Raw genomic sequence first — 21,448 nt, forward strand, 5'->3', positions numbered from 1 at the left:
GTCTCTGTTTTCTGGTTTTCACAGGTGAGCCCCATGTCCGCGTCTGCTGCCCCCGTTTCCGTTCCTCCCATGCGCCTGTCGGGCCTGGAGCCCGTGTTTGTTGGCGAGGACAGCCTGTTTGTCAACGTCGGTGAACGCACCAACGTGACGGGCTCCAAGGCCTTTGCGCGCCTGATCCTGAACGAGCAGTACGAAGAGGCGCTGGCCGTTGCGCGCCAGCAGGTGGAAAACGGCGCCCAGGTGATCGATGTGAACATGGACGAGGCCATGCTCGACAGCAAGGCCGCGATGGTGCGTTTTCTGAACCTGATCGCCTCCGAGCCCGATATCGCCCGCGTGCCCATCATGGTCGACAGCTCCAAATGGGAGGTGATCGAGGCGGGGCTGCGCTGCATCCAGGGCAAGGGCATCGTCAACTCCATCTCGATGAAAGAGGGCGTGGACGAGTTCAAAGCGCATGCGCGCCTGGTCAAGCGCTATGGCGCCGCCGCCGTGGTCATGGCCTTTGACGAAAAAGGCCAGGCCGATACCTACGAGCGCAAGATCGAGATCTGCGAGCGCGCCTACCGCATCCTGGTTGACGAGGTCGGTTTCCCGCCCGAGGACATCATCTTCGACCCCAACATCTTTGCCGTGGCCACCGGCATCGAAGAGCACAACAACTACGGCGTGGACTTCATCGAGGCGACGCGCTGGATCAAGCAGAACCTGCCCGGCGCCAAGGTGAGCGGCGGCGTATCGAACGTGTCGTTCTCGTTCCGCGGCAACGACCCGGTGCGCGAGGCGATCCACACGGTGTTCCTGTACCACGCAATCCAGGCGGGCATGGACATGGGCATCGTCAACGCCGGCATGGTCGGCGTCTATGACGACCTCGAGCCGGTGCTGCGCGAGCGCGTCGAAGACGTGGTGCTCAACCGCCGCCCCGACGCCGGCGAGCGCCTGGTCGAAGTGGCCGACAGCGCCAAGAGCGGCGCCAAGGACGACAGCAAGAAGCTCGAATGGCGCGGCACGCCAGACAGCCCCAAGACCGTCAACGAGCGCCTGTCGCATGCACTGGTGCATGGCATCACCGACTTCATCACCGAAGATACCGAAGAGGCTTACCAGACCATCGTCATGCAAGGCGGCGGGCGCCCGCTGCATGTGATCGAAGGGCCGCTGATGGACGGCATGAACATCGTCGGCGACCTGTTTGGCGCCGGCAAGATGTTCCTGCCCCAGGTGGTCAAGTCGGCCCGCGTGATGAAGCAGGCCGTGGCCCACCTGGTGCCCTATATCGAAGAGGAAAAGCGCCAGCAGGAAGCGGCGGGCGTGGACGTGTCGAGCAAGGGCAAGATCGTCATCGCCACCGTCAAGGGCGATGTGCATGACATCGGCAAGAACATCGTCACCGTGGTGCTGCAGTGCAATAACTTCGAGGTCATCAATATGGGCGTGATGGTGCCCTGCCACGAGATCCTGGCCCGTGCCAAGGCCGAGGGCGCGGACATCATTGGCCTGTCGGGCCTGATCACGCCCAGCCTCGAAGAGATGCAGTATGTGGCCGGCGAGATGCACAAGGACGACTATTTCCGCATCAAGAAAATTCCGCTGCTGATTGGCGGCGCCACCTGCTCGCGCGTGCACACGGCGGTGAAGATTGCGCCCAAGTACGAAGGCCCGGTGCTTTACGTGCCTGATGCTTCGCGCAGCGTGAGCGTGGCCCAGAGCCTGCTGGGTGAGAACAAGGACCGCTACCTGCAAGAGGTGGAGGCCGACTACGACAAGGTGCGCACCCAGCACGCCAACAAGAAGAAAACGCCGCTGTGGACCCTGGCCCAGGCCCGCGCCAATGCCACCCCGGTGGATTTTGCCGCGCACCCGCCCGTCACGCCCCGCGTGCTGGGCCGCCGCGTGTTCAAGAACTTTGACCTGGCCGAGATCGCCCAGTACATCGACTGGGGTCCATTCTTCCAGACCTGGGACCTGGCCGGCCCGTACCCCGCCATCCTCGACGATGAGGTGGTCGGTGTGGAGGCGCGCAAGGTGCTGGCTGATGCCCAGGCCATGCTCAAGAAGATCATCGAAGGCCGCTGGCTGCAGGCCAATGGCGTGATGGGCCTGTTCCCCGCCAACCGCGTGGGCGACGACATCGTGTTCTACACCGACGAGTCGCGCAGCACCGAGCTGCTGACCTGGTACGGCATGCGCCAGCAAACCGAGAAGCAGGCGGTGGACAACGTGATGCGCCCCAGCCGCTGCCTGGCCGACTTTGTGGCCCCCAAGGAATCGGGCATCGGCGACTACGCCGGCCTGTTTGCCGTCACGGCTGGCATTGGCGCCGAGAAAAAGGACAAGGAATTTGAAGCCGCACTGGACGACTACAGCGGCATCATGTTCAAGGCCCTGGCCGACCGCCTGGCCGAAGCCTTTGCCGAATGCCTGCACCTGCGCGTGCGCCAAGACCTGTGGGGCTATGCCGCCGATGAGCAGCTGAGCAACGAGGAACTCATCAAGGAAAAATACCAGGGCGTGCGCCCCGCCCCCGGCTACCCCGCCTGCCCGGACCACACCGCCAAGATCGACCTGTTCAAGGCGCTGGATGCCGCCGATATCGGCATGCACCTCACCGAGAGCCTGGCCATGTTCCCCGCCTCCAGCGTCAGTGGCTTCTACCTGGGCTACCCCGAAGCCGTCTACTTCAATGTCGGCGAAATCGGCGAGGACCAGCTGGCCGATATGGCCCAGCGCCGGGGCATGGACATCGAGGTCCTGCGCCGCGCGCTGGCGCCGAATCTGGCGTAAATACAATCCTTAGGTTGTAAAACGGAAATACAGCCTATATTTTGTAAATCACAAATACAGCGTATAGTGTGTTTTTCTGCTGCTTGCAGAGGAGCGCGCCATGGACGAATTCACCGTACGCACGACGGCACAGCTGCCGACGCTGCTCAAAGCCTTTCGCAAGACGGCCAAGCTGACCCAGGCGGATGTGGCCACGCGTCTGGGGGTCACCCAGCAGACGGTCTCGGCCATGGAGCGCAATGCCGAGTCGGTCAGCGCTGAACGCTTGATGAAGCTGATGGGCATCCTGGGCGTGGATCTGGTATTGCGCGCCCGCCCGGCCACGTCTCCGGACACCGGCCGTGAACTGCAGACACTGGATAGCTGGTAAGCCATGCGCAGCGTTGGCCATAACAAAGCCCTGGGCCTGTGGATGAACGGCCACCGTGTCGGGACATGGCGCGTAGAGGCGGGTAGCGATGTTTTGCAGTACGACGACGCCTGGGTGCGTGATGTGGCTCTGCGCCGGCCCTTGTCCTTGTCACTGCCCTTCACACCGGGAAATGGTCCGCACAAAGGCGAGGCGGTGCGCTTTTATTTCCAGAACCTGCTGCCGGACAACGAGCAGATTTTGGAGCGCATCGCGCGCCGCTACAAAGTAGGCGCTACAGACCCCAATGCGCTGTTGCGGGAAATTGGCAGAGACTGCGTTGGCGCCTTGCAGATCCTGCCCGCTGGTGAGGCGCCCCCCGAAGAACCGGAGATGCAGTACGAGGTGCTGAGCGAGGCGGACGTGGCGCGCCTGGTTCGCGCCGTGGTGAACCCGACGCAGTCTGGCGATGGCGGTCTGGATGACGACGATTTCCGGATCTCGATTGCCGGGGCGCAGGAGAAAACCGCGCTGCTTTACTGGGCCGGCCAATGGTGCAGACCCCTGGGTGCAACACCGACTTCACACATCCTGAAATTGCCGCTGGGTCTGATTGGCAATATGCAGATCGACATGCGCCACTCGGTAGAGAACGAATGGCTGTGTTCGAAGCTGGTGGCCGCCTTTGGGATTCCGATTGCGCCCTGCGACGTGCTGCGCTTTGAAGACCAGAAGGTGTTGGCCGTTGAACGCTTTGACCGGAGCGTATGGAAGGAGAAGGTCCTGGTACGGATCCCGCAGGAGGACATGTGCCAGGCCAGTGGTGTCTCGCCCATTCTCAAATACGAGAGTGATGGCGGGCCCGGCGTCGATACCATCATGGACTTGCTGGCGAGATCCAAAAGTCCGGGGACAGACCGGTTCCAGTTCTTTATGGCACAGCTGTTGTTTTGGATGCTGTGTGCCACTGACGGCCATACCAAGAACTTCAGCATCTTTTTGCGGCCCCAGGGCGTGTTCGAGATGACGCCGCTGTATGACGTGCTCTCGGCCTACCCCATTTGGGGAGCCGGGCCTGGCAAGTTGTCGCCCCACAAGGCGCGCATGGCCATAGCCGTGCGTTCCAAAAATGCGCACTGGAACATGAACAAGATCATGCGCTGCCACTGGGAGGCTGTGGGCGAGCGCTATGGCATCCGCTCGCCCCAAGGCTTGGATGTGCGAGCAATCATCGACCAAGTGGTGGAGATGACACCGGACGTGATTGCCCGCGCCGAAAAGCAACTACCCCCTGACTTTCCGCAGAGCGTGTCAACGGCCATATTCCAAGGCCTGCAAGACGCCGCGAACCGCCTGGGCAGGGTGCATGACTGAGCTGCGGTGTTGATCCAGGACAGCGCTCGCCCCAAGGCTTCACAGCTCAACCCGCCAAGATCCCCTCCAGATTTGCCCGCAGCGCCGTAGCGCGCTCCGTCACCCGCGGCAGCGCTGCTTGGGCGATCGATTGCGCCAGTAACGCCTCACCCAACACGACGGCGACCCGGGCCCAGGTGAGCAGGTGGGCGGGGTGCATATCCTTGTCCTGCGCCGCCAGCCGGGCGGCGGCCAGGAACGACGCGGGGTAGGCGCTGAAAGGGGCAAAAAAGGCCTGGGACTGCCGCTGCCATTCCGACACTACAAAGGCCACTGATTCGGCCGCCTCCTGTGCGCTGGTGCCATAGGCAAACTCGGCATCTGCGGCGTTGCGAAAGCCGGCGATGACCGAGCCGCGCCAGGTGCAGTCATGGTCGCGCATCGCCGGCGGCGCGGGCATGGCGCCACCGGCCACATCGCCCAGCGCCAGCAGATGGGCGCCCAGGTTGACCTGGAACACCGCGCTGCGCGGGCGGTGCTGGACCTCAACGACATGCACCACGCCACCGTCCAGCACACGCCGGGCGATATCGCCCTGGCGGACAAAGCCGGCGGCCACAAGTTGCGGGAAGAACTGCGCACGCAATTCGCTGGTGGTGGTTTTGCGGTCCATGGTGGGTGGTTCTTGGGGGATGGGGCGGCAGGTGCAGACATCGGGTGTGCCGCGCACCCTTGCTTATAAAGCCTTTTGAGCGTCTTGGGCGATGTGCTTTGTCGTCGAGTCGTACATGCGAAATCTACATATCGATTGAATGAAATCGTCGTTGTCCAACGACGGTCTGTATTCCTACACTGGGCCCTCAATCAAGTTTTCGCTGGCCCGGGCATGGTGCCCTGGCGTGGGGATCTCAGAAAGCATAGCTATGAAAAACAAGGCATGGGCGATGGTGGCCACCGCTGCGGTGGCAGCGCTGGCATCGGGGGCGGTGTGGGCCGATCGCCTGCAGGATATCAAGCAGGCGGGGGTGCTGCGCGTGGCAGCCTTTGATGCCAATCCACCGTTTGGTTTTGTCGATCCCAAGACGCGCAAGATCGTGGGTCTGGATGTGGACTATGCGCAGGCCTTTGCGCAGCGACTGGGCGTGAAGCTGCAGCTGGTGCCGACCAACCCGGCCAACCGCGTGCCGCTGCTGCTGTCGAACAAGGTGGACCTGGTGCTGGCCAATTTCACGATCACCGAGGAGCGTGCCAAGCAGGTGGGCTTCAGCGTTCCCTACTTTGCCTCGGGCACACAGTTCATCGCGGCCAAGGGTACGTTGACCTCGCCCGCGCAACTGAACCAGCTGCGCATCGGTGTGGACAAGGGCACGACCAATGAGATCGTGCTGCGCGAGAAGCACCCGCAAGCCACCTTGGTGGCCTATGACGACACGCCGTTTGCGTTCACTGCGCTGCGCAATGGCAATGTGCAGGCCATCTCGCAAGACGGCCCCAAGCTGGTCGGCCTGCTGGCCACGATCAAGGATAAAAAGGAGCGCGACAAGTGGGAGGTGCCGGCGTTCACGATATCGAGCGACTACATCGGCGTGGGCATTCCCAAGGGGGAGGCTGCGCTGACCGACTTTGTCAACACCGCCCTCAAGGAACTGGAGGCCAGCGGCCAGGCCGGCAAGATCTACGACACCTGGTTCGGGCCGCAGAGCGCGACACCGCTGGTGCGCAATTTCAAGATCGGCGACAAGCCATAACAGCATAGGTACCGCACAACCCCCGCGTCTGAGAAGGCGCGGGGCTGTGCCTTTTGGGGTTGGTGTTTATGCAATTTTTGATCTCCTGGCTGGAGCCGCTGTGGCCGCATCTGCTGGCGGCCAAGTACTGGCGCTGGCTGCTCGATGGCTGGTGCACCACGGTGCTGGCGTCGCTGCTGGTGATGGCAGCGTCCACGGTGCTGGGCATAGCCTTTGCGGTCGCGCGCAGTGCGGCCTGGGCGCCGCTGCGCTGGCTGGCGCTGGGCTACCTGTCGGTGTTTCGCAATACGCCGCTCCTGGTGCAGCTGTTCTTTTGGTACTTTGGCGTGCCCAGCCTGCTGCCGCCCGCGTGGATGGCCTGGCTCAACCAGGCACACAGCCTGGCGCTGGGCCCGCTCAGCCTGGGCTGGCCGTCGCTGGAGTTCCTCTCGGCATGCATCGGCATGGTGTTCTATGCCACGGCCTATGTGGGCGAAGAGGTGCGCGCGGGCATCAACAGCGTGCCGGCCAGCCAGAGCCAGGCGGCGCGCTCGCTGGGCATGGGCGGCTGGCAGCTGCTGCGCCATATCGTGCTGCCCCAGGCGCTGGCGCGGGTCATCTCGCCGCTGATGGGCCAGTACATGAACATCGTCAAGAACACCTCGCTGGGCATGGCCATTGGCCTGGCCGAGCTCTCGTACCGGGCGCGCCAGGTGGAGGCCGAGACCTTCCAGTCCTTCCAGGTCTACGGCATCAGCACCTTGCTCTACATCGTGCTGATCATCGGGCTGGAGCTGCTCAGCCAGCACCTGGCCCAGCGCCGCCGTTGGGGCCGGGTGGAGGTGCGGCGCGCATGAACTTTGCTGCACTGGGCGATGACTGGCGCTACCTGCTGCTGGGCACCTTTCCCGAAGGGCCGCCGGGCGGTGCGCTGCTGAGCCTGATCCTGAGCGCCGTCTCCGGCGTGCTGTCTGCATTGCTGGGGCTGGCGCTGGGCATTGCGCTGGTGATGGGGCGGGGCCGGGCCTTGCAGTACCTGCGGGTGGTGCTGGGCTTTTTGCGCGCCATTCCGGTGCTGCTGCTGATCTTCTGGATTTATTTTTTGCTGCCGGTGCTGTTCAACGTGGATGTGCCGGGCAGCGTCTCGGTGGTCTGTGCGCTGTCGCTGGTCAGCGGCGCCTACCTGGCCCATGGCGTGGCCGCCGGCCTGCAGGCGGTTGCGCCGGGCCAGTGGGATGCCGGCGCCGCGCTGGGCCTGACGCGCTGGCAGGTGCTGCGCAGCCTCATCCTGCCCCAGGCGCTGGCGGTGATGCTGCCCTCGTTTGTGAACCAGTGGGTGACCCTGATCAAGGACAGCTCGCTGGCCTATATCGTCGGCGTGGGCGAGCTGTCCTTTCTGTCCACCCAGGTCAATGCGCGGCTGATGGTGCACCCGGCCGAGGTGTTCCTGCTGGTGGGCGCCATCTACTGGCTGATGTGCTCGGCGCTCAACCTGCTGGCCTGGGCCGTGGCGCGGCGCAGCCAGCCGCATCTGGTACGCGGAGTTGGCCCGCTGATGCGGGCATGAAAAAAGGACGCCAGGCGTCCTTTTTGGGTGAATGCTGCAGTGCCGCGATTACTGGTTCTTCAGCTCGGCGATGTAGGCATCGCGTGCCTTCACGCCGGTGGGGGTGAAGTCGGTGAACACGCCGTCGATGCCCAGGCGGTAGTAGGCCAGGAACTCTTGCACCGGGTCACCCTTGTAGATGCCGGCCAGGCGGCCCGCCTCATTGCGGAAGGTGAAGCTGTGCACGATCAGGCCGGCCTTGTGGGCGTTGGCGATCAGGCCCGTATCCTTGAGGGTGTTGACATCCTTCAAGCCCGCGCCTTCCTTGTACGGCACGACAGAATGGGCGAGGACCTGTGGCTTCCAGGGGCCGATGCCATCGGCATAGGTCTTGATCTCGGCCAGGCCGGCAGGGGTCTGCATCACGGCAAAGGTTCGGGCATCGCCGGCGAGGGTCCAGCTGTAGGGGCGGCCGCTGATGAAGGTCCATTCATCGGTGGTGATGTAGACCATCGAGCCATCCTTGAGGTCGAAGTCATTGCCATCGATCAGCTGCACGCCCTTGGCCGTCATGCCGGCCTTGCGCAGGTACTTGAGGCTCTCAGGGTCAAAGCTCTGGATGTAGATGGCCGAGTCCTTGCTGTTGAGCTTGTTCTTCTCGAGCAGCGCCATCACCGCATCTTCAAACGGGTGGCTGCCGCTGCCGCAACCATTGGCGATCGCCTGCTGGTTGTTCCAGTAGGGGTTCTTGGTTTCGGCATACACGGGGATGGTGCGGCCCAGCGCCTTGCCCTTGGCCGCTGCGATGTCGATCACATCCTGGGCGCTGATCAGCGGCAGCTTGCCGTTCCACTCGGTGGGGCGGTCGGCGCGGTTGTCCAAGGTGGTGCCGGCAATCCAGTCGCGCAGCTCCTGCATCGTGAAGTCGCTGATCGACCAGTCATTGCTGTGGTCTTCGCCGTCGACGATCAGCGCCTTGAGCACCGACTTCTGGTTGCCCGGCTCGACCAGGTCCGTCAGGTACTGGCTGGGGCCGTTGGCCGGGATGGCGGGGTATTTCACATTCACCAGCACGCCGGGCGTGGTGCGCTTGCGGGCTGCCACGGCGGAATTGGTCTTGGCTACATCGGCGATGTTGGTGCTGTCGCTCAGCCAGGCGTTGTGGCGTGCCACCAGCTGGCAGTCACGCGTCATGTGCATGTCCAGCTCCAGCATGTCGGCGCCGGCGTCTGCTGCCTTTTCGTAGGCCATGCGCGTCTGCTCGGGGTACATGCCGGAGTAGCCACGGTGCGCGATCACCTGGGGCTGTTTGCCGTCCAGGGTCTTGAAGCTGGGATCATCATCGCCGCCGCCACAAGCGGTCAGCAGCAGTGCGCCGCACAGGGCAGAGCCCAGCGCAGCCAGGCGAAAGGTGGATTGGTGTGTTGTCATCGTCCGTTGTCCCCAGGGTTGGTGAATCAGCAAGTGGATGGATGCTGCGGGGTCGGTATGACGGCACGGTGACAATGTAAAGCGCGCGTCTGCGACTCACAACAGGCGAGGTGTGCAGGCACTTGTCGGTCTTTGCTGCCGCCTGTAGAGAACACCCCCATCAACCGCTGCAGGCATCCAATTCCACGCACCAGCGTAGTGCAAGGCAGGCAGCGGGCCCAGTGTTTTCGATGCTGCAGCGCGGCAACTGTGGTGTTCTGTCCAATCGCCGATCAGGCGCGGCCCAGCCACCAGACCAGGCCCAGCGCCAGCGCGGCGGGCACGGCGAAGTTGACGAGCAAGATGGGCAGCTCCTGCGCGACGGTATAGCCGGCCTTGTGGACGCCGACCCACATATTGACCAGCGCGACCCCCAGCCAGGCGGGGATGAAGTACTTGGCCGCCAGCGCGATGCTGGCCGCATCGGCGCCCCAGAGCTTGCCCAGCAGGGCAAAGACGGCCAGCAGCAGCAAGCCGGTCAGCATGACCAAAATCATATGCATGGGCAACTCCTTGTGGTGGTGGGAGGGCGGCGCCCTCCAGGCTTTATTTTGTCGTATAGCCGCCGTTGATCAGAATCGTCTGGCCGGTGATCCACCAGCCATCGCTCACCAGGTGGCGCACAAAGGGCACCACGTCTTCGATGTCGGTCAGGCCCGTCTGGCTGAACGGCGACAGCGCCGCTGCGCTCTTGTGGTAGGCCTGCGCGTCAGCGCTTTCCTGGCCGTAGAAGAAGGGCGTGTCCATCGGGCCGGGGCCCACGGCGGTGACCGAGATGCCGCGCGCGCCCAGCTCCTTGGCCGCTGCGCGGGTGTAGTGCTCCACCGGCGCCTTGGTGCCCGCGTAGGACGCGTAAAACGGCGTGAAGGCGCCCAGCAGCGAGGTGACCAGCGTGCAGATCTTGCCGCCATCATTCACCTGCTTGCCTGCCTCCTTCAAGAAGAAGAAGGCGGCCTTGTTGTTGACCGCATCCATCTCGTCAAACTCCGCTTCGCTGATCTCGGCCATCGGCTTTTTCAGCACCTTGCCGACGGTGTTGATCGCAATGTCGGGGCGGCCCAGCGCGGCCACGGTGTCGGCAAACAGCTTCTCCACGGCGGCGGCCGTGGTCAGGTCGCCTTGCAGCATCACCGCCTTGGCGCCCAGCTTTTGCAGCGCTGCCAGCGTCTGCTCGGCATCGGCCTTGCTCGCTGCGCTGTTGTAGTGGATGGCCACGGCCTTGGCGCCATGCTGGACAAAGTCGGTGGCCAGCAGGCCGCCCAGGTTTTTGGCACCGCCGGCGATCAAAACGGTCTTGCCCTGCAGGCTGTGTTGGGGTTTGGACATGAAAAGCTCCTTGGGGATAGGTCAGAGCTGTTCAGCGTAATTGGTCACGAAACAAAGATAAATATAGAATTTATTCCATGTTTATCCAGAATTTATTAACAATGAATGTGCAGGATCCGGGCTATGGACCGCATTGACCTGCTGCGCATCTTTTTGCGTGTGGCCGCGACCGGCAGCTTTTCCCAGGCCGCCGACCAGCTGGCGCTGCCCCGGCCCACCGTGTCGCTGGCGGTGCAGCAGTTGGAAGCCCGGCTGGGCACGCGCCTGCTCCACCGCACCACACGCAAGGTAGCGCTGACGTTGGATGGCCAGGCGCTGGTTGATAGCGCCAGCAGCCTGGTTGATGAGATGCAGGACCTCGAGCAGCGCTTTCGCCCGCAATCGCATGCCGTGGCCGGGCGCCTGCGCATCGATGTGCCCAGCCGCGTGGCGCGGCTGATCGTCGCCCCCGCATTGCCAGCGCTGCTGGCGCAGCACCCGGGGCTGGAGGTGGATCTGGGCTCCAGCGACCGGGCGGTGGACCTGGTGCAGGAGCACATCGACTGCGCCTTGCGCGTGGGACCGCTGGCCCACAGCTCGCTGGTGGCCAAGGCGCTGGGCAGCATGGAACTGATCAACTGCGCCAGCCCCACCTACCTGGCCCGGCAGGGCACGCCGCAGACACCGGCTGACCTGGCAGGCCACCAGAGCGTGCACTACAACTCGCCCACCAGTGGGCGCCCTGCCGCCTGGGAATGGGTGGAGGGCGGCGCCGAGCACAGCATGGTGCTGCCCGGGGCTGTGGGTGCCAACCATGTGGAGAGCTATATCGCCTGCGCGCTGGCGGGCCTGGGCCTGATCCAGATACCGCGCTATGACGTGCAGGCCCATCTGCAGTCGGGCGAGCTGGTGCAGGTGCTGCACAGCTACCCGCCGCCTGCGCTGCCGGTGCATGTGCTCTACCTGCACCGGGCGCAGCTGTCGCGCCGGGTGCGGGTGTTCATCGACTGGATCGCGCAGCTGCTGGCGCAGGCCGGAGCGATTGCGCCCGGCCCGGACGGCCCCGTGTCCGCTCCATGACAAAGCGCCTCTCTGTACCAGCGGTACCGAGAGGCGCTTTGTAAGGCCTGATCGAACCGGCTACGACAGCCGGGTCTTCAAGATGCGATGCGCTCAGTAACGGCCACCGCCGTAGCCGCCTTGGCCGTAGCCCACGTCGGAGCGACCGCCCGAGTTGCTGTAGCCACCCGCGCCTCTGGATTCTTCACGGGGGCGGGCCAGGTTGACGACGATCTGGCGTCCGTCGACCGACCTGCCATTGAGCGCGTCGATTGCTGCCTGGGCCACATCGGCCGAGGCCATTTCGACAAAGCCGAATCCCTTGGAGCGACCGGTATCGCGGTCCATCATGACTTTGGCGGAGGTCACCGAACCGAATTCGGAGAAGTTGTCCTGGAGACTGGAATCGGTCACGGAATAGGGCAGGTTGCCCACATAAATTTTGCTGCTCATGTCAGAGCCTTTCTGAAAGAAGTTGCACCATGGGTGCACATGGAGTGGCGGCGGACTGGACAGACCAGGCCATGTCGCCAAGGAATGGGAGGGGTGGTGTTGCCACCCCGCGGTCAGCAGACCGGAGGCTTGGGCATGGATGACTGCAGCCAGCCTTGGGTCACTGCAAAGATGCGCGCCGCTTCTGCAGAGGCGAATGTCTTGTCGAAGCGGAATACCCGGCAATAGCTGCCATTGCCCGGTGATCGCTGGAAGGAGAAGGAGGCGCCAAAGCGGCCATTGGGCGCTTGGTGGGTCGACGGGGAAACGAGGTACTTCCCGATGGAAATAAAAGTCTTAGAAATGGGTATCAATCAGGATCACGGGCTTGGGCAGCCTGTGTGAGCGTGTAGGTACGCGGTTGACTGCTGCTCTGCAGACCAACCAGGCGAATGTCGCCAAGAACGCTGGAAGTAGCCCTGCCACCCACCAGCGGGAAAAAGAGGCTTGCACAGCGGCAAATACCTCTCAGACGGTGTTCACTATAAAGCAATAGTTATAAAAAGTCTAATTTTTATTAACGTATTGCATAAAACAACGTTGCGCCTCAGCGCGCACCGGCCGCTGTCAGCATCTCCACCATCGCGCTATAGCCGCGTTGCCGGGCATGGGCCAGCGGTGTCACGCCCTCCTTGTCGGCCAGGTTGACATCGGCCTTGGCATCGATCAAGAGCTGCAGGATCTGCTGGTGGCGCGGGCCGCCATCGCTCAGCACGATGGCCTCCATCAGCGCCGTCCAGCCCAGGCGGTTGACATGGTTCACATCGACGCCGGCGTTGATGAGGGTGCGCACGGTCTCGACATGGCCGCGCTCGGCTGCCGGGATCAGCGCGGTGCCGCCATAGCGGTTGGTGCTGCGCAGGTCGGCGCCATGGGCCAGCGTCATCTGCAGGATCTCCTGGTGGCCGCGTGCGCCGGCGTACAGGTAGGGGCTGTCTTCGATGTGGTCCTTGGCATTCACATCGGCGCCGGCCTCGATCAAGGCCTTGGCCGCTGCCACCTGGTTGCTCTGGGTGGCTACGAGCAGCGGCGTGCGGCCCTGGGCATCGCGTGCATCGAGGGCGCTGGCGCCACCGTTTTGCAGCAGTTGCTGGATGCGGCTGCCGTTGTTGGCGGCCGCTGCCTGGTGCAGGGCGAGCGTGGTCATGTTCTGTGCGTGGGCAGGGGGTTGCGTCAGTTGAAAGGCCAGGCCAAGGCAGAGGCTGAGCAAGGGGCGCATGGGGTTTCCTTTGAACAGGTTCTTACAGCGGGGGTATGGCAGCCGCGTCCATCCCCTCCAGTTCATATACTCCCAAAACCATAGCTGGTCTTGCAGGCTTAGTGGGTGCGAAAGGGCATTCTTGCACAGGAATGCCGGATGCCGGTGGAGATGAGAGACAAGGGAGTGCAGAGGTCCATGGGTTGGAGACAAGAGGGAAGGCGGCAGCGCGGCCATGCGGCGCTGCTGGTACTGGGCGGTGTGCTGATGGCGGCGCTGGGCGTGCTGCTGCTGTGGCTGTGGTTGCCGCTGCTGATAGCAGTGGCCGCAGGCGGGCTGGTGTTTGTGCTGCTGTCGCAAGCGGGCCGCATCGGCTGGATGCTGGAAGGGCGGCGCGCGCTGCGCGATCCGGCGTTGCGGATGGAGGACGGGCGCCTGCGTACGCCCGTGTGGCTGCCGTTCTACGCGATGCTGGCGGCCTTGCTGGCGACGGCCTGCGGCTGGATGGTCCTGTTTGTGCTGCCCGAGGGCCTGCACCCGGCCGAGATGCTGCAGATGGGCACGGGCCTGGCCGGCGCCATCGTGGTGCTGGTGGTGGTCTGGCTGCTGGGGCAGTTGAGCACCGGCTGGTCGCTGCTGCGGCAGGGCCAGGCCTGGAATGCCCGCCGCATGTCGCCCGAATGGTGGATCTGGGCGGCGATCGCCTTTGTGCCAGCGGCGCTGGCCATGGGCCTGATGGCGCCCGACCGGGCCGGGCTGCAGGCCTGGGGCCTGCAATGGCGCGGCTATGACAGCCAGCCCATCCGCATTCAGCTGGCGCCTGCCCGCAACCCGGAACAAGCCCGCCTGCGCGATGTGGCCCTGCTGGAGCTGGTGCAACCACTGCTGGTGCAGGGCAGCCGCCGTATTGCTGCCAGCATGCGTAGCCGCCACGGCAGCAGCCACTGGACCGCCGCCCTGCCAGCGCGCTACCGGCTGCAAGGCGATGTGCTCGACATCCAATTGGCGGGCCGCCTGGAGCCGGAGGGGCTGCAGCGCTATGCCCAGCAGCTGCAGCAACTGGGCGCGGGCGACCTCAGCGCGTTGCGCTGGCTGGCTGCGGCGCAATGCCTGCCAGCGCCCCATGCGATGGCGGCCCTCAGCGCGGCCGAGCGGCGCGCGCAGTGGGCGCAGGTGCAGGCCTGCGCGCAGCAGCGCAGCCAGGCCTTGCAGGCGCTGGGCGCGCAGCTGCAAGGGCAGATCGAGCAGGTGGAGGTGTTGCCGCTGGCGCACTACCGGCCTTGGCCCCGGCGTGGTGGCTGGCAGGCGGTGGCCCTTCCCTCGGGGCAAGAGGCTTTGGATGCATTGCCGCTGCTGGCGCAATGATGCCTGGCGCGGCGACTTTTTACAGCGCCAGATCCGTCCACTGCCCGGGCTCCAGGCCAGCGAGCGAGTAGGGGCCAATGGCCATGCGCACCAGGCGCAAGGTGGGGTGGCCGGCGGCAGCGGTCATGCGCCGCACCTGGCGGTTGCGGCCTTCGCGGATGATGAGCTCGATCCAGCAATCGGGCACGCTCTGACGCACGCGGATCGGCGGGTGGCGCGGCCACATCGCAGGCTGCGGGTCGAGCATGCGCACCTGCGCCGGCAGGGTCTTGCCGTCTTTCAGGTCCACGCCATCGCGCAGCTGCTGCAAGGCGGCGGCATCGGGAATGCCTTCGACCTGCACCCAGTAGGTCTTGGCCATCTTGTGGCGCGGGTCGGCAATGCGGGCCTGCAACTGGCCGTCGTTGGTCAGCAGCAGCAGGCCTTCGCTGTCGCCATCGAGCCTGCCAGCGACATAGACGCCGGGCACGTCGATAAAGTCTTTCAGGCCTTGCCAGCGCCCCTCGGGTGTGAACTGGCTGACAACGCCATAGGGCTTGTGAAAGCCCAGCAGCCGGGGCGGGCCGGCCGGGCTTGCGGGCCTGGCAGGCTTGAGGAGTCGGCCCGGCCCGCCGCTCTTGCGCGGCCGCATGCGTGGCTCGGGCATCAGCGCTGCACGGGGCTCAGGGTGGCACGCAGGCGCTCGCCAGGCGCAGTCTCCGGGGGCGGAGGGGTGGTCTCCAACGCTTCTTCGACGTTGCCGATATGGGCCAGCATCAGTGCGCGGGCCTGCTCGGCGTCGCCCCGCTCCAGCGCCTCGACAATGCTGGCATGGTCCGCGCAGGACTGCTCGGCGCTGTGGTCGGACTGGTAGAGCGTTGCTGCCAGCGTGGTGCGGGCGGTCAGGTCGCGCAGGGTATCGGCCAGCAGGCGGTGGCCCATGTTCTCGGCCAGGCAGACGTGGAAATCGGCCAGCAGAAAGGCGCGCGTGGCCGCGTCGGCGCCCTGGATCGCGCGCTGCTCCTCGTCGATATGCAGGCGCAGCTGGCGGATCACCTGCTGCATCGGGCGGCCTGCGGTCTCCAGGATGCCCGCCTCGATGATGCGCCGGGCGGCGAAGGCGTCGCGTGCCTCTTCGGCACTGGGCTGCACCACGTACCAGCCCCGGCGCGGCTGCACCTGCACAAAGCCGCGCGCCTGCAGCTGCATCAGCGCCTCACGCACCAAGGTGCGGCTGACCGAGAAGTTGTCTGCCAGCGCCTGCTCTCCCAGGCGCTCCCCGGGCGAGAGCTTCTGCGCGAGGATGGCTTCGACGACGCGTTCTGCAATGGTGGTGGGGCTGACAGCAGTCATGGGCTCAGGCGTGGGGTGTAGACAGCTCCGATTGTGCCGTGTCTTGCGGTAGTTTCTCGCCATTGAGCACCTTATGGGCGCGCTCGCGGTCGATATCGCCTTCCCAGGAGGCAATCGCCACGGTCGCCACGCAGTTGCCGATCAGGTTACCCAGCGCCCGGGCAATGCCCATGAACCAGTCCACCGACAGCACCAGCACCAGGCCGATGGCCGGGATCGCGGGGATCGCATGCAAGGTGGCGGCCAGCACCACGATGGCCGAGCCCGGCACGCCGTGCGCGCCCTTGGAGGTGACCAGCGCAATGGCCAGGATGGTCAGCAGGTCGGTCATCGAGATCGGCGTATTGGTGGCCTGGGCAATGAAGACCGCCGCCAAGGTGATGTAGATCGAGAACGCATCCAGATTGAAGGAGTAGCCGGTGGGGATCACCAGGCCGACCGTGGAGTCGCGGATGCCCAGGTGGCGCAGCTTGGCCATGATCTGGGGCAGCACGCTGTCCGACGAGGTGGTGGCAAACACCACCATCAGCTCTTCACGCAGGTAGCGCAGCAGCTTGATGAGGCTGAAACCCGAGACGCGCATCGCAAAGCCCAGCACCACGAAGACAAAGAAGGCGACGGCCACATAGAACAGCAGCACCAGCATGCCCAGCTGCTTGAGCGAGCCCACGCCGTACTGGCCGACGGTAAAGGCGATCGCGCCCAGCACACCCAGGGGCGCGAGCTTGATGATGATGCCCATCACCTTGAACAGCACATGCGACATGGTGTCGATCAGCAGGCTCACCGGCGCGCCGCGCTCGCCCAGCATGGTCAACCCGCAGCCAAACAGCACGGCAAACAGCAGCACCTGCAGCACGTCGCCGGTGGCAAAGGCCTGCACCACGGTGGTGGGGATCAGCTTCATCAGGAAATCGACCGTGCCGCCGCTGGTCAGCTTGTCGGCATTGCTGGCGTAGGCGCTCATGGCCGAGGCATCGAGCTTGCTCGGGTCCACGTTCATGCCTGCACCAGGTTGGAACACAAAGGCCAGCACCAGGCCCAACACCAGTGCAATGGTGGTGAGCACCTCGAAGTAGATCAGCGCCTTGACGCCGACCCGGCCCACGCGCTTGAGGTCGCCTGCGCCCGCGATGCCATGCACCACCACGCAGAACACCAGCACCGGGATGATCATCTTGATGAGCTTGATGAAACCATCGCCCAAAGGCTTGAGCTTGATGGCCCACTCCGGCGCCAGCAGGCCGATGAGGACCCCTACGATAAGAGCCACCACCACCTGCCCGAACAGCGATCTGACAAAACGACGCATACGCATTCCTTTTCGGTTTGTATACAAGTTGTAAATTTCTTGTATGCAAAATGTACCCATGCACATACCGATCAGTGAACAGGGATTACCCGTGAGCGTTCACCGACTTGTGCAGCCTGGGAGACACAAGCAAAAAGCCTGCCATGCAAGTTGCAAGACAGGCTTTGTATGCAAGGAATGCTGCGTTCAGCGCAGCCTTAGAACAGGTTCTTGGGCAGGGCCAGCGCGCCCCGATCAGGCCTTGTCGACGGCGGCGACCACCACCACTTCGATCTTGTAGGCCGGGTTGCCCAGCGTGGCCTGCACGGTGGCGCGGGGCGGCGTGTGGCCGGGGGTCACCCAGGCGTCCCAGACGCTGTTCATCTGGCCAATCTCGCTGATGTCGGTCAGGTAGATCTGGCACTGCAGGATGCTGGCCTTGCTCGATCCGGCCTCGCCCAGCAGGCGGTCGATATGGCTCAGCACTTCCTGGGTCTGGGTGACGATATCGGCACCGGGGTTGTTCTCGGGGATCTGGCCGGCCAGGTAGACGGTGCCGTTGTGGATGGCGATTTCGGACAGGCGGGCGCCGACATGGCGGCGGTCGATGGCAGAGGTCATGCTCGTCTTTCGGTAACAGAGGGAGAGGGTGGGGATGTGCAAAAATCATAGCGCATCACAAGGGTGGTACGCAGGCACAAGGCTGTTGCGGCACAATGGCCCTCTTTGCCGTTGCAGCCCCTGCCGCCCACCATGACCGACCGTTTTTCCGAATCGCTTCAAGCGCTGAACCAGCCCGTCTGGGATGCCTGCATCCAGCACCGCTTCATTGACGAGATGCGGGCCGGTAGCCTTGATGATGCGGTGCTGCGCCGCTACCTGGTGCAGGACTACCAGTTCATCAACCAGTTCGTGGCGCTCTTGGGCGCGGCCATCGCCAGCGCCGATAGCTTTGCGCCGCGCGTGCGCCTGGCGCAGTTTGCGGCGATGATCACCAGCGACGAGAACACCTACTTTCAGCGCAGTTTTGACGCGCTGGACGTGTCCCAGCAGGAGCGCGATACGCCGCCGCTGACGCTGCCTACCGTGCAGTTCCAGGCGCTGATGGGGCAGGCTGCGCGCAGCCAGAAATACGCCAACTGCCTGGCCGTGCTCTGCGTGGCCGAAGGCCTGTACCTGGACGGCTTTGACCAGCCCGGCCAGCGCCTGCCGCCGCGCTTTGAACATGCCGAATGGATCAGCCTGCACGCCAATGACTTCTTCCGCGATTTTGTCGGCTGGCTGCGCGCCGAGCTCGACCGCATGGGCGAGAGCATCGAGCCCGACGTGCGTGCCGAGGCGGCCGATTATTTCAGCCGCGCGGTGGCGCTGGAGCAGGCGTTTTTTGACCATGTCTACCAGCCGCCCAGCGCCGACTGACGCCCGGCAACACGGATACGGCACCCATCACCACTGCCGCCCCCTGGCCGGGCGGCCCACCCTCCAGCGAGTCATCCCATGCTCAGCATTCAAGACATCCGCGACGCCGCCCAGCGCATCCAAGGCAAGGTCGAGCGCACGCCGTGCCTGTACTCCCACACCCTGTCCCAGATCGTGGGCGCCAAGGTCTACCTCAAGTTCGAGAACCTGCAGTTCACGGCGGCCTTCAAGGAGCGCGGTGCCTGCAACAAGCTGATGCAGCTCAACGCCGAGCAGCGCGCACGGGGCGTGATTGCGATGAGCGCGGGCAACCATGCCCAGGGCGTGGCCTACCATGCGCAGCAGCTGGGTGTGCGGGCGGTGATCGTGATGCCGCGCTTCACGCCGGGCGTCAAGGTCGAGCGCACGCGCAGTTTTGGTGCCGAGGTGGTGCTGCATGGCGACACGCTGGAAGAGGCCCGCGCCCATGCCTATGCGATGGCCGAGGACCAGAAGCTGGTGTTTGTGCACCCCTTTGACGATGCCGACATTGCAGCCGGCCAGGGCACCTTGGCGCTGGAGATGCTCGAAGACCAGCCCGACCTGGACACCCTGCTGGTCGCCGTCGGCGGCGGGGGCCTGATTGCCGGCATGGCCACCGCCGCCAAGGCGGTCAAGCCCAGCATCCAGGTGGTGGGTGTGCAGACCTCGCGCTTTCCCAGCATGGTCAATGCGGTGCAGCACCAGGACCTGCCCGTCGGCGTCTCGACGATGGCCGAAGGCATTGCGGTGGCGACGGCCGGCCTGATCACGCGCGAGATCGTCGCCCGCACGGTGGACGACCTGGTGCTGGTCGAGGAGAGCGATATCGAGCAGGCGGTGCTGATGCTGCTGGAGATTGAAAAGACCCTGGTCGAGGGCGCGGGATCGGTGGGGCTGGCGGCGCTGCTGCGCTACCCCGAGCGCTTTGCCGGCCAGAAGGTGGGCCTGGTGCTGTCGGGCGGCAATATCGACCCGCTGCTGCTGGCCTCCATCATCCAGCGCGGCATGGTGCGCTCGGGGCGGCTGGCACGCCTGCGCATCAGCTCGCGCGATGTGCCCGGCATGCTCGCACGCATCACGGCCATCGTGGCCGAGGCGGGCGCCAACATCGAAGAGGTGCACCACCAGCGCGCCTTCACCAAGCTGGCCGCGCAAAACACCGAGATCGACATCGTGCTGCAGACCCGCAGCAAGGCGCATATCGATGAGGTGGTGGACAAGCTGCGCGCCGTGGGCATGCAGGTCGATCTGGCCTGAGCAACCGGGCATCATGCCGGCCAGGCTGCATGGCCGGTTTGATGCACATCAGGCGCTGCCGAGAAAAGCGGCGCCATAGTTCTTCAGAACGATGGCAGGGCGCAGGCCATCGTTCTTGCGGCGCGGCCTGATGCGCTAACCGGTGGATGGTGCGCTGCGCGCTGGCGCAGCACAGTAGAGGCAGACCAACAACATCTGCCCCCACCATGGATTCCGCCACTGCCCCTCCCGCTGTCTCGCGCCAGGCCTGGAGCGTGCTCGCCGTCAGCACGCTGGCCTTCACGGTCTGCTTCATGGTGTGGATGATGTTCGGCGTCATCGGCATCCCGCTCAAGCAGCAACTGGGCCTGAACGCGACCGAGTTTGGCCTGCTCACCGCCATGCCGGTGCTCTCGGGCTCGCTGGTGCGGGTGCCGCTGGGCATCTGGACGGACCGCTTTGGCGGCCGCACCGTGATGACCGTGCTGATGGCCGTCACCGTGCCGGCCGTCTGGCTCATGGCCTACGCCACGCAGTACTGGCAGTTCCTCGTCATCGGCCTGTTTGTCGGCCTCGCCGGTGGCTCTTTCTCGGTGGGCACGCCCTATGTGGCGCGCTGGTTTCCCAAGAGCCGCCAGGGCATGGCCATGGGCGTCTATGGCGCGGGCAACTCCGGCTCGGCCGTCAACAAGTTTCTTGCGCCGGCGCTGTTGGTGGCGGGCGGCTGGGCGCTGGTGCCCCAGGTCTACGCGGCCATTCTGGCGGGCACCGTGGTGCTGTTCTGGCTGTTCAGCGCGCATGACCCGCGCCACCTGGTGGCCAGCAACGTCCGCTTTGTCGACCAGCTGCAGGCCTTGAAGGACCCGCGCGTGCTCAAGTACTGCCAGTACTACAGCATCGTCTTTGGTGGCTATGTGGCGCTGGCGCTGTGGATGGTGCAGTACTACGTGGGCGAGTACGGCCTGGACATCCGCGTCGCCGCCTTGCTCGCGGCCTGCTTTTCGCTGCCCGGCGGCGTGCTGCGCGCCATTGGCGGTGTGCTGTCCGACAAATACGGCGCCCACAAGGTCACCTGGTGGGTGATGTGGGTGAGCTGGATCTGCCTGTTCCTGCTGAGCTACCCGCAGACCGATTTCACCGTTGCCACGGTCAACGGCCCCCAGACCTTCCACCTGGGCCTGAACGTCTACAGCTTCACCGCGCTGATGGGTGTGCTGGGCGTGGCCTTTGCGTTCGGCAAGGCCAGCGTCTTCAAGTACATCGGCAACGACTACCCCGACAACATCGGTGCCATCAGCGGCATCGTGGGCCTGGCCGGCGGCCTGGGCGGCTTTGTGCTGCCGATCCTGTTCGGTCTGCTGCTCGATCTGACGGGCCTGCGCTCCAGCGCTTTCATGCTGCTCTATGGCGTGGTCTGGGTCTCGCTGATCTGGATGTACTGGACCGAGGTGCGCCGCACCGATGTGATGGGCCCCGCTGCGGGCCGCAAGGCGTGACA

The 21,448-nt window shown here is 64.7% G+C and carries 22 protein-coding genes; 11 read left to right on the forward strand and 11 right to left on the reverse strand.

All coding sequences use genetic code 11. The features are described from left to right. Nucleotides 1-33 precede the first annotated feature (33 nt). The 3 genes from metH (at nucleotide 34) to ACPEE1_RS01440 (ending at nucleotide 4,510) form a co-directional block, all read left to right on the forward strand. Nucleotides 34-2,787, forward strand: a complete 2,754-nt coding sequence (gene metH / locus ACPEE1_RS01430; RefSeq protein WP_116927468.1) for a methionine synthase — start codon at nucleotides 34-36, stop codon at nucleotides 2,785-2,787. Nucleotides 2,788-2,887: 100 nt separating this feature from the next. Next, nucleotides 2,888-3,157, forward strand: coding sequence for a helix-turn-helix domain-containing protein (locus ACPEE1_RS01435; protein WP_116927469.1), 270 nt, complete (start codon nucleotides 2,888-2,890; stop codon nucleotides 3,155-3,157). 3 nt (nucleotides 3,158-3,160) lie between these two features. Further along, complete coding sequence (locus tag ACPEE1_RS01440) at nucleotides 3,161-4,510, forward strand: type II toxin-antitoxin system HipA family toxin (RefSeq protein WP_423935028.1); 1,350 nt, start codon at nucleotides 3,161-3,163, stop codon at nucleotides 4,508-4,510. 46 nt (nucleotides 4,511-4,556) lie between these two features. On the opposite strand, the gene ACPEE1_RS01445 is transcribed toward ACPEE1_RS01440, so the two are convergent. Beyond that, nucleotides 4,557-5,162, reverse strand: coding sequence for a hypothetical protein (locus tag ACPEE1_RS01445; protein WP_133248225.1), 606 nt, complete (start codon nucleotides 5,160-5,162; stop codon nucleotides 4,557-4,559). Between the two features lie 250 nt (nucleotides 5,163-5,412). On the opposite strand from ACPEE1_RS01445, the gene ACPEE1_RS01450 reads away from it, so the two are divergent. The 3 genes from ACPEE1_RS01450 (at nucleotide 5,413) to ACPEE1_RS01460 (ending at nucleotide 7,783) form a co-directional block, all read left to right on the forward strand. Beyond that, the gene (locus ACPEE1_RS01450) at nucleotides 5,413-6,237 is read left to right on the forward strand and encodes an ABC transporter substrate-binding protein (RefSeq protein WP_116927471.1); all 825 of its coding nucleotides are present in this window, start codon (nucleotides 5,413-5,415) and stop codon (nucleotides 6,235-6,237) included. Between the two features lie 68 nt (nucleotides 6,238-6,305). Further along, nucleotides 6,306-7,073 carry an amino acid ABC transporter permease gene (locus ACPEE1_RS01455; RefSeq protein WP_116927499.1) on the forward strand — a complete coding sequence of 256 codons (768 nt, stop codon included), beginning with the start codon at nucleotides 6,306-6,308 and terminating at the stop codon, nucleotides 7,071-7,073. Beyond that, nucleotides 7,070-7,783 (forward strand): amino acid ABC transporter permease, encoded by a 714-nt coding sequence (locus ACPEE1_RS01460; RefSeq protein ID WP_116927472.1) that lies wholly within the window; start codon nucleotides 7,070-7,072, stop codon nucleotides 7,781-7,783. Before ACPEE1_RS01455 ends, ACPEE1_RS01460 begins: the two co-directional genes overlap by 4 nt. A gap of 48 nt (nucleotides 7,784-7,831) precedes the next feature. On the opposite strand, the gene ACPEE1_RS01465 is transcribed toward ACPEE1_RS01460, so the two are convergent. The 3 genes from ACPEE1_RS01465 to ACPEE1_RS01475 all read right to left on the reverse strand — a co-directional run bounded on the left by ACPEE1_RS01465 (nucleotide 7,832) and on the right by ACPEE1_RS01475 (nucleotide 10,558). Further along, complete coding sequence (locus tag ACPEE1_RS01465; RefSeq protein WP_423935029.1) at nucleotides 7,832-9,193, reverse strand: glycerophosphodiester phosphodiesterase family protein; 1,362 nt, start codon at nucleotides 9,191-9,193, stop codon at nucleotides 7,832-7,834. Between the two features lie 272 nt (nucleotides 9,194-9,465). After that, the gene (locus ACPEE1_RS01470) at nucleotides 9,466-9,735 is read right to left on the reverse strand and encodes a hypothetical protein (RefSeq protein WP_021025328.1); all 270 of its coding nucleotides are present in this window, start codon (nucleotides 9,733-9,735) and stop codon (nucleotides 9,466-9,468) included. Nucleotides 9,736-9,778: 43 nt separating this feature from the next. Next, the gene (locus ACPEE1_RS01475) at nucleotides 9,779-10,558 is read right to left on the reverse strand and encodes an SDR family oxidoreductase (RefSeq protein WP_116927475.1); all 780 of its coding nucleotides are present in this window, start codon (nucleotides 10,556-10,558) and stop codon (nucleotides 9,779-9,781) included. Between the two features lie 123 nt (nucleotides 10,559-10,681). On the opposite strand from ACPEE1_RS01475, the gene ACPEE1_RS01480 reads away from it, so the two are divergent. Next, nucleotides 10,682-11,617 (forward strand): LysR family transcriptional regulator, encoded by a 936-nt coding sequence (locus ACPEE1_RS01480; RefSeq protein ID WP_116927476.1) that lies wholly within the window; start codon nucleotides 10,682-10,684, stop codon nucleotides 11,615-11,617. 93 nt (nucleotides 11,618-11,710) lie between these two features. Here the strand turns inward: ACPEE1_RS01480 and ACPEE1_RS01485 are convergent, their stop codons facing one another. The 3 genes from ACPEE1_RS01485 to ACPEE1_RS01495 form a co-directional block, all read right to left on the reverse strand. Then, a complete protein-coding gene (locus ACPEE1_RS01485; RefSeq protein ID WP_116927477.1) occupies nucleotides 11,711-12,049 on the reverse strand; it encodes an RNA recognition motif domain-containing protein in 339 nt (112 codons plus the stop codon). A gap of 113 nt (nucleotides 12,050-12,162) precedes the next feature. Beyond that, entirely contained in the window at nucleotides 12,163-12,372 is a 210-nt protein-coding gene (locus ACPEE1_RS01490) for a hypothetical protein (protein ID WP_116927500.1), read from the reverse strand. Nucleotides 12,373-12,635: 263 nt separating this feature from the next. Continuing rightward, the gene (locus ACPEE1_RS01495) at nucleotides 12,636-13,307 is read right to left on the reverse strand and encodes an ankyrin repeat domain-containing protein (RefSeq protein ID WP_409935117.1); all 672 of its coding nucleotides are present in this window, start codon (nucleotides 13,305-13,307) and stop codon (nucleotides 12,636-12,638) included. A 177-nt stretch (nucleotides 13,308-13,484) separates the two neighbouring features. Here ACPEE1_RS01495 and ACPEE1_RS01500 point away from each other — a divergent pair, with 177 nt between their 5' ends. Further along, nucleotides 13,485-14,651 carry a hypothetical protein gene (locus tag ACPEE1_RS01500; RefSeq protein WP_423935030.1) on the forward strand — a complete coding sequence of 389 codons (1,167 nt, stop codon included), beginning with the start codon at nucleotides 13,485-13,487 and terminating at the stop codon, nucleotides 14,649-14,651. Nucleotides 14,652-14,670: 19 nt separating this feature from the next. Here the strand turns inward: ACPEE1_RS01500 and ACPEE1_RS01505 are convergent, their stop codons facing one another. From ACPEE1_RS01505 to ACPEE1_RS01520, 4 genes are all read right to left on the reverse strand, one after another. After that, nucleotides 14,671-15,297, reverse strand: coding sequence for a pseudouridine synthase (locus tag ACPEE1_RS01505; protein WP_260718494.1), 627 nt, complete (start codon nucleotides 15,295-15,297; stop codon nucleotides 14,671-14,673). Continuing rightward, nucleotides 15,297-15,983, reverse strand: coding sequence for a GntR family transcriptional regulator (locus ACPEE1_RS01510; RefSeq protein WP_021025306.1), 687 nt, complete (start codon nucleotides 15,981-15,983; stop codon nucleotides 15,297-15,299). The genes ACPEE1_RS01505 and ACPEE1_RS01510 overlap by 1 nt, the downstream gene beginning before the upstream one ends. 4 nt (nucleotides 15,984-15,987) lie before the next feature. Continuing rightward, nucleotides 15,988-17,295 carry a C4-dicarboxylate transporter DctA gene (locus ACPEE1_RS01515; RefSeq protein ID WP_312988902.1) on the reverse strand — a complete coding sequence of 436 codons (1,308 nt, stop codon included), beginning with the start codon at nucleotides 17,293-17,295 and terminating at the stop codon, nucleotides 15,988-15,990. A 234-nt stretch (nucleotides 17,296-17,529) separates the two neighbouring features. Beyond that, on the reverse strand, nucleotides 17,530-17,895 hold the full coding sequence (locus ACPEE1_RS01520; protein WP_182344195.1) for a RidA family protein: 366 nt from the start codon (nucleotides 17,893-17,895) through the stop codon (nucleotides 17,530-17,532). 132 nt (nucleotides 17,896-18,027) lie between these two features. On the opposite strand from ACPEE1_RS01520, the gene ACPEE1_RS01525 reads away from it, so the two are divergent. The 3 genes from ACPEE1_RS01525 to ACPEE1_RS01535 all read left to right on the forward strand — a co-directional run bounded on the left by ACPEE1_RS01525 (nucleotide 18,028) and on the right by ACPEE1_RS01535 (nucleotide 21,446). Further along, the gene (locus ACPEE1_RS01525) at nucleotides 18,028-18,693 is read left to right on the forward strand and encodes a TenA family protein (RefSeq protein WP_116927501.1); all 666 of its coding nucleotides are present in this window, start codon (nucleotides 18,028-18,030) and stop codon (nucleotides 18,691-18,693) included. A gap of 78 nt (nucleotides 18,694-18,771) precedes the next feature. Continuing rightward, a complete protein-coding gene (locus ACPEE1_RS01530; RefSeq protein WP_021025310.1) occupies nucleotides 18,772-19,971 on the forward strand; it encodes a threonine ammonia-lyase in 1,200 nt (399 codons plus the stop codon). A 206-nt stretch (nucleotides 19,972-20,177) separates the two neighbouring features. Next, nucleotides 20,178-21,446 (forward strand): MFS transporter, encoded by a 1,269-nt coding sequence (locus ACPEE1_RS01535; protein ID WP_182344191.1) that lies wholly within the window; start codon nucleotides 20,178-20,180, stop codon nucleotides 21,444-21,446. The last annotated feature ends 2 nt before the right edge of the window (nucleotides 21,447-21,448 follow it).

The organism is Comamonas sp. 23 (genome assembly GCF_049601575.1).
Classification (GTDB): Bacteria; Pseudomonadota; Gammaproteobacteria; order Burkholderiales; family Burkholderiaceae_C; genus Comamonas; species Comamonas squillarum.

Coding starts and splice junctions, on each gene's coding strand:
- ACPEE1_RS01470 (WP_021025328.1), bottom strand. CDS start 9,735: ATGCATATGATTTTGGTCATGCTGACCGGCTTGCTGCTGCTGGCCGTC.
- ACPEE1_RS01535 (WP_182344191.1), top strand. CDS start 20,178: ATGGATTCCGCCACTGCCCCTCCCGCTGTCTCGCGCCAGGCCTGGAGC.
- ACPEE1_RS01525 (WP_116927501.1), top strand. CDS start 18,028: ATGACCGACCGTTTTTCCGAATCGCTTCAAGCGCTGAACCAGCCCGTC.
- ACPEE1_RS01515 (WP_312988902.1), bottom strand. CDS start 17,295: ATGCGTCGTTTTGTCAGATCGCTGTTCGGGCAGGTGGTGGTGGCTCTT.
- ACPEE1_RS01450 (WP_116927471.1), top strand. CDS start 5,413: ATGAAAAACAAGGCATGGGCGATGGTGGCCACCGCTGCGGTGGCAGCG.
- ACPEE1_RS01475 (WP_116927475.1), bottom strand. CDS start 10,558: ATGTCCAAACCCCAACACAGCCTGCAGGGCAAGACCGTTTTGATCGCC.
- ACPEE1_RS01505 (WP_260718494.1), bottom strand. CDS start 15,297: ATGCCCGAGCCACGCATGCGGCCGCGCAAGAGCGGCGGGCCGGGCCGA.
- ACPEE1_RS01485 (WP_116927477.1), bottom strand. CDS start 12,049: ATGAGCAGCAAAATTTATGTGGGCAACCTGCCCTATTCCGTGACCGAT.
- metH (WP_116927468.1), top strand. CDS start 34: ATGTCCGCGTCTGCTGCCCCCGTTTCCGTTCCTCCCATGCGCCTGTCG.
- ACPEE1_RS01465 (WP_423935029.1), bottom strand. CDS start 9,193: ATGACAACACACCAATCCACCTTTCGCCTGGCTGCGCTGGGCTCTGCC.
- ACPEE1_RS01480 (WP_116927476.1), top strand. CDS start 10,682: ATGGACCGCATTGACCTGCTGCGCATCTTTTTGCGTGTGGCCGCGACC.
- ACPEE1_RS01510 (WP_021025306.1), bottom strand. CDS start 15,983: ATGACTGCTGTCAGCCCCACCACCATTGCAGAACGCGTCGTCGAAGCC.
- ACPEE1_RS01520 (WP_182344195.1), bottom strand. CDS start 17,895: ATGACCTCTGCCATCGACCGCCGCCATGTCGGCGCCCGCCTGTCCGAA.
- ACPEE1_RS01530 (WP_021025310.1), top strand. CDS start 18,772: ATGCTCAGCATTCAAGACATCCGCGACGCCGCCCAGCGCATCCAAGGC.
- ACPEE1_RS01455 (WP_116927499.1), top strand. CDS start 6,306: ATGCAATTTTTGATCTCCTGGCTGGAGCCGCTGTGGCCGCATCTGCTG.
- ACPEE1_RS01495 (WP_409935117.1), bottom strand. CDS start 13,307: ATGCGCCCCTTGCTCAGCCTCTGCCTTGGCCTGGCCTTTCAACTGACG.
- ACPEE1_RS01445 (WP_133248225.1), bottom strand. CDS start 5,162: ATGGACCGCAAAACCACCACCAGCGAATTGCGTGCGCAGTTCTTCCCG.
- ACPEE1_RS01460 (WP_116927472.1), top strand. CDS start 7,070: ATGAACTTTGCTGCACTGGGCGATGACTGGCGCTACCTGCTGCTGGGC.
- ACPEE1_RS01435 (WP_116927469.1), top strand. CDS start 2,888: ATGGACGAATTCACCGTACGCACGACGGCACAGCTGCCGACGCTGCTC.
- ACPEE1_RS01500 (WP_423935030.1), top strand. CDS start 13,485: ATGGGTTGGAGACAAGAGGGAAGGCGGCAGCGCGGCCATGCGGCGCTG.
- ACPEE1_RS01440 (WP_423935028.1), top strand. CDS start 3,161: ATGCGCAGCGTTGGCCATAACAAAGCCCTGGGCCTGTGGATGAACGGC.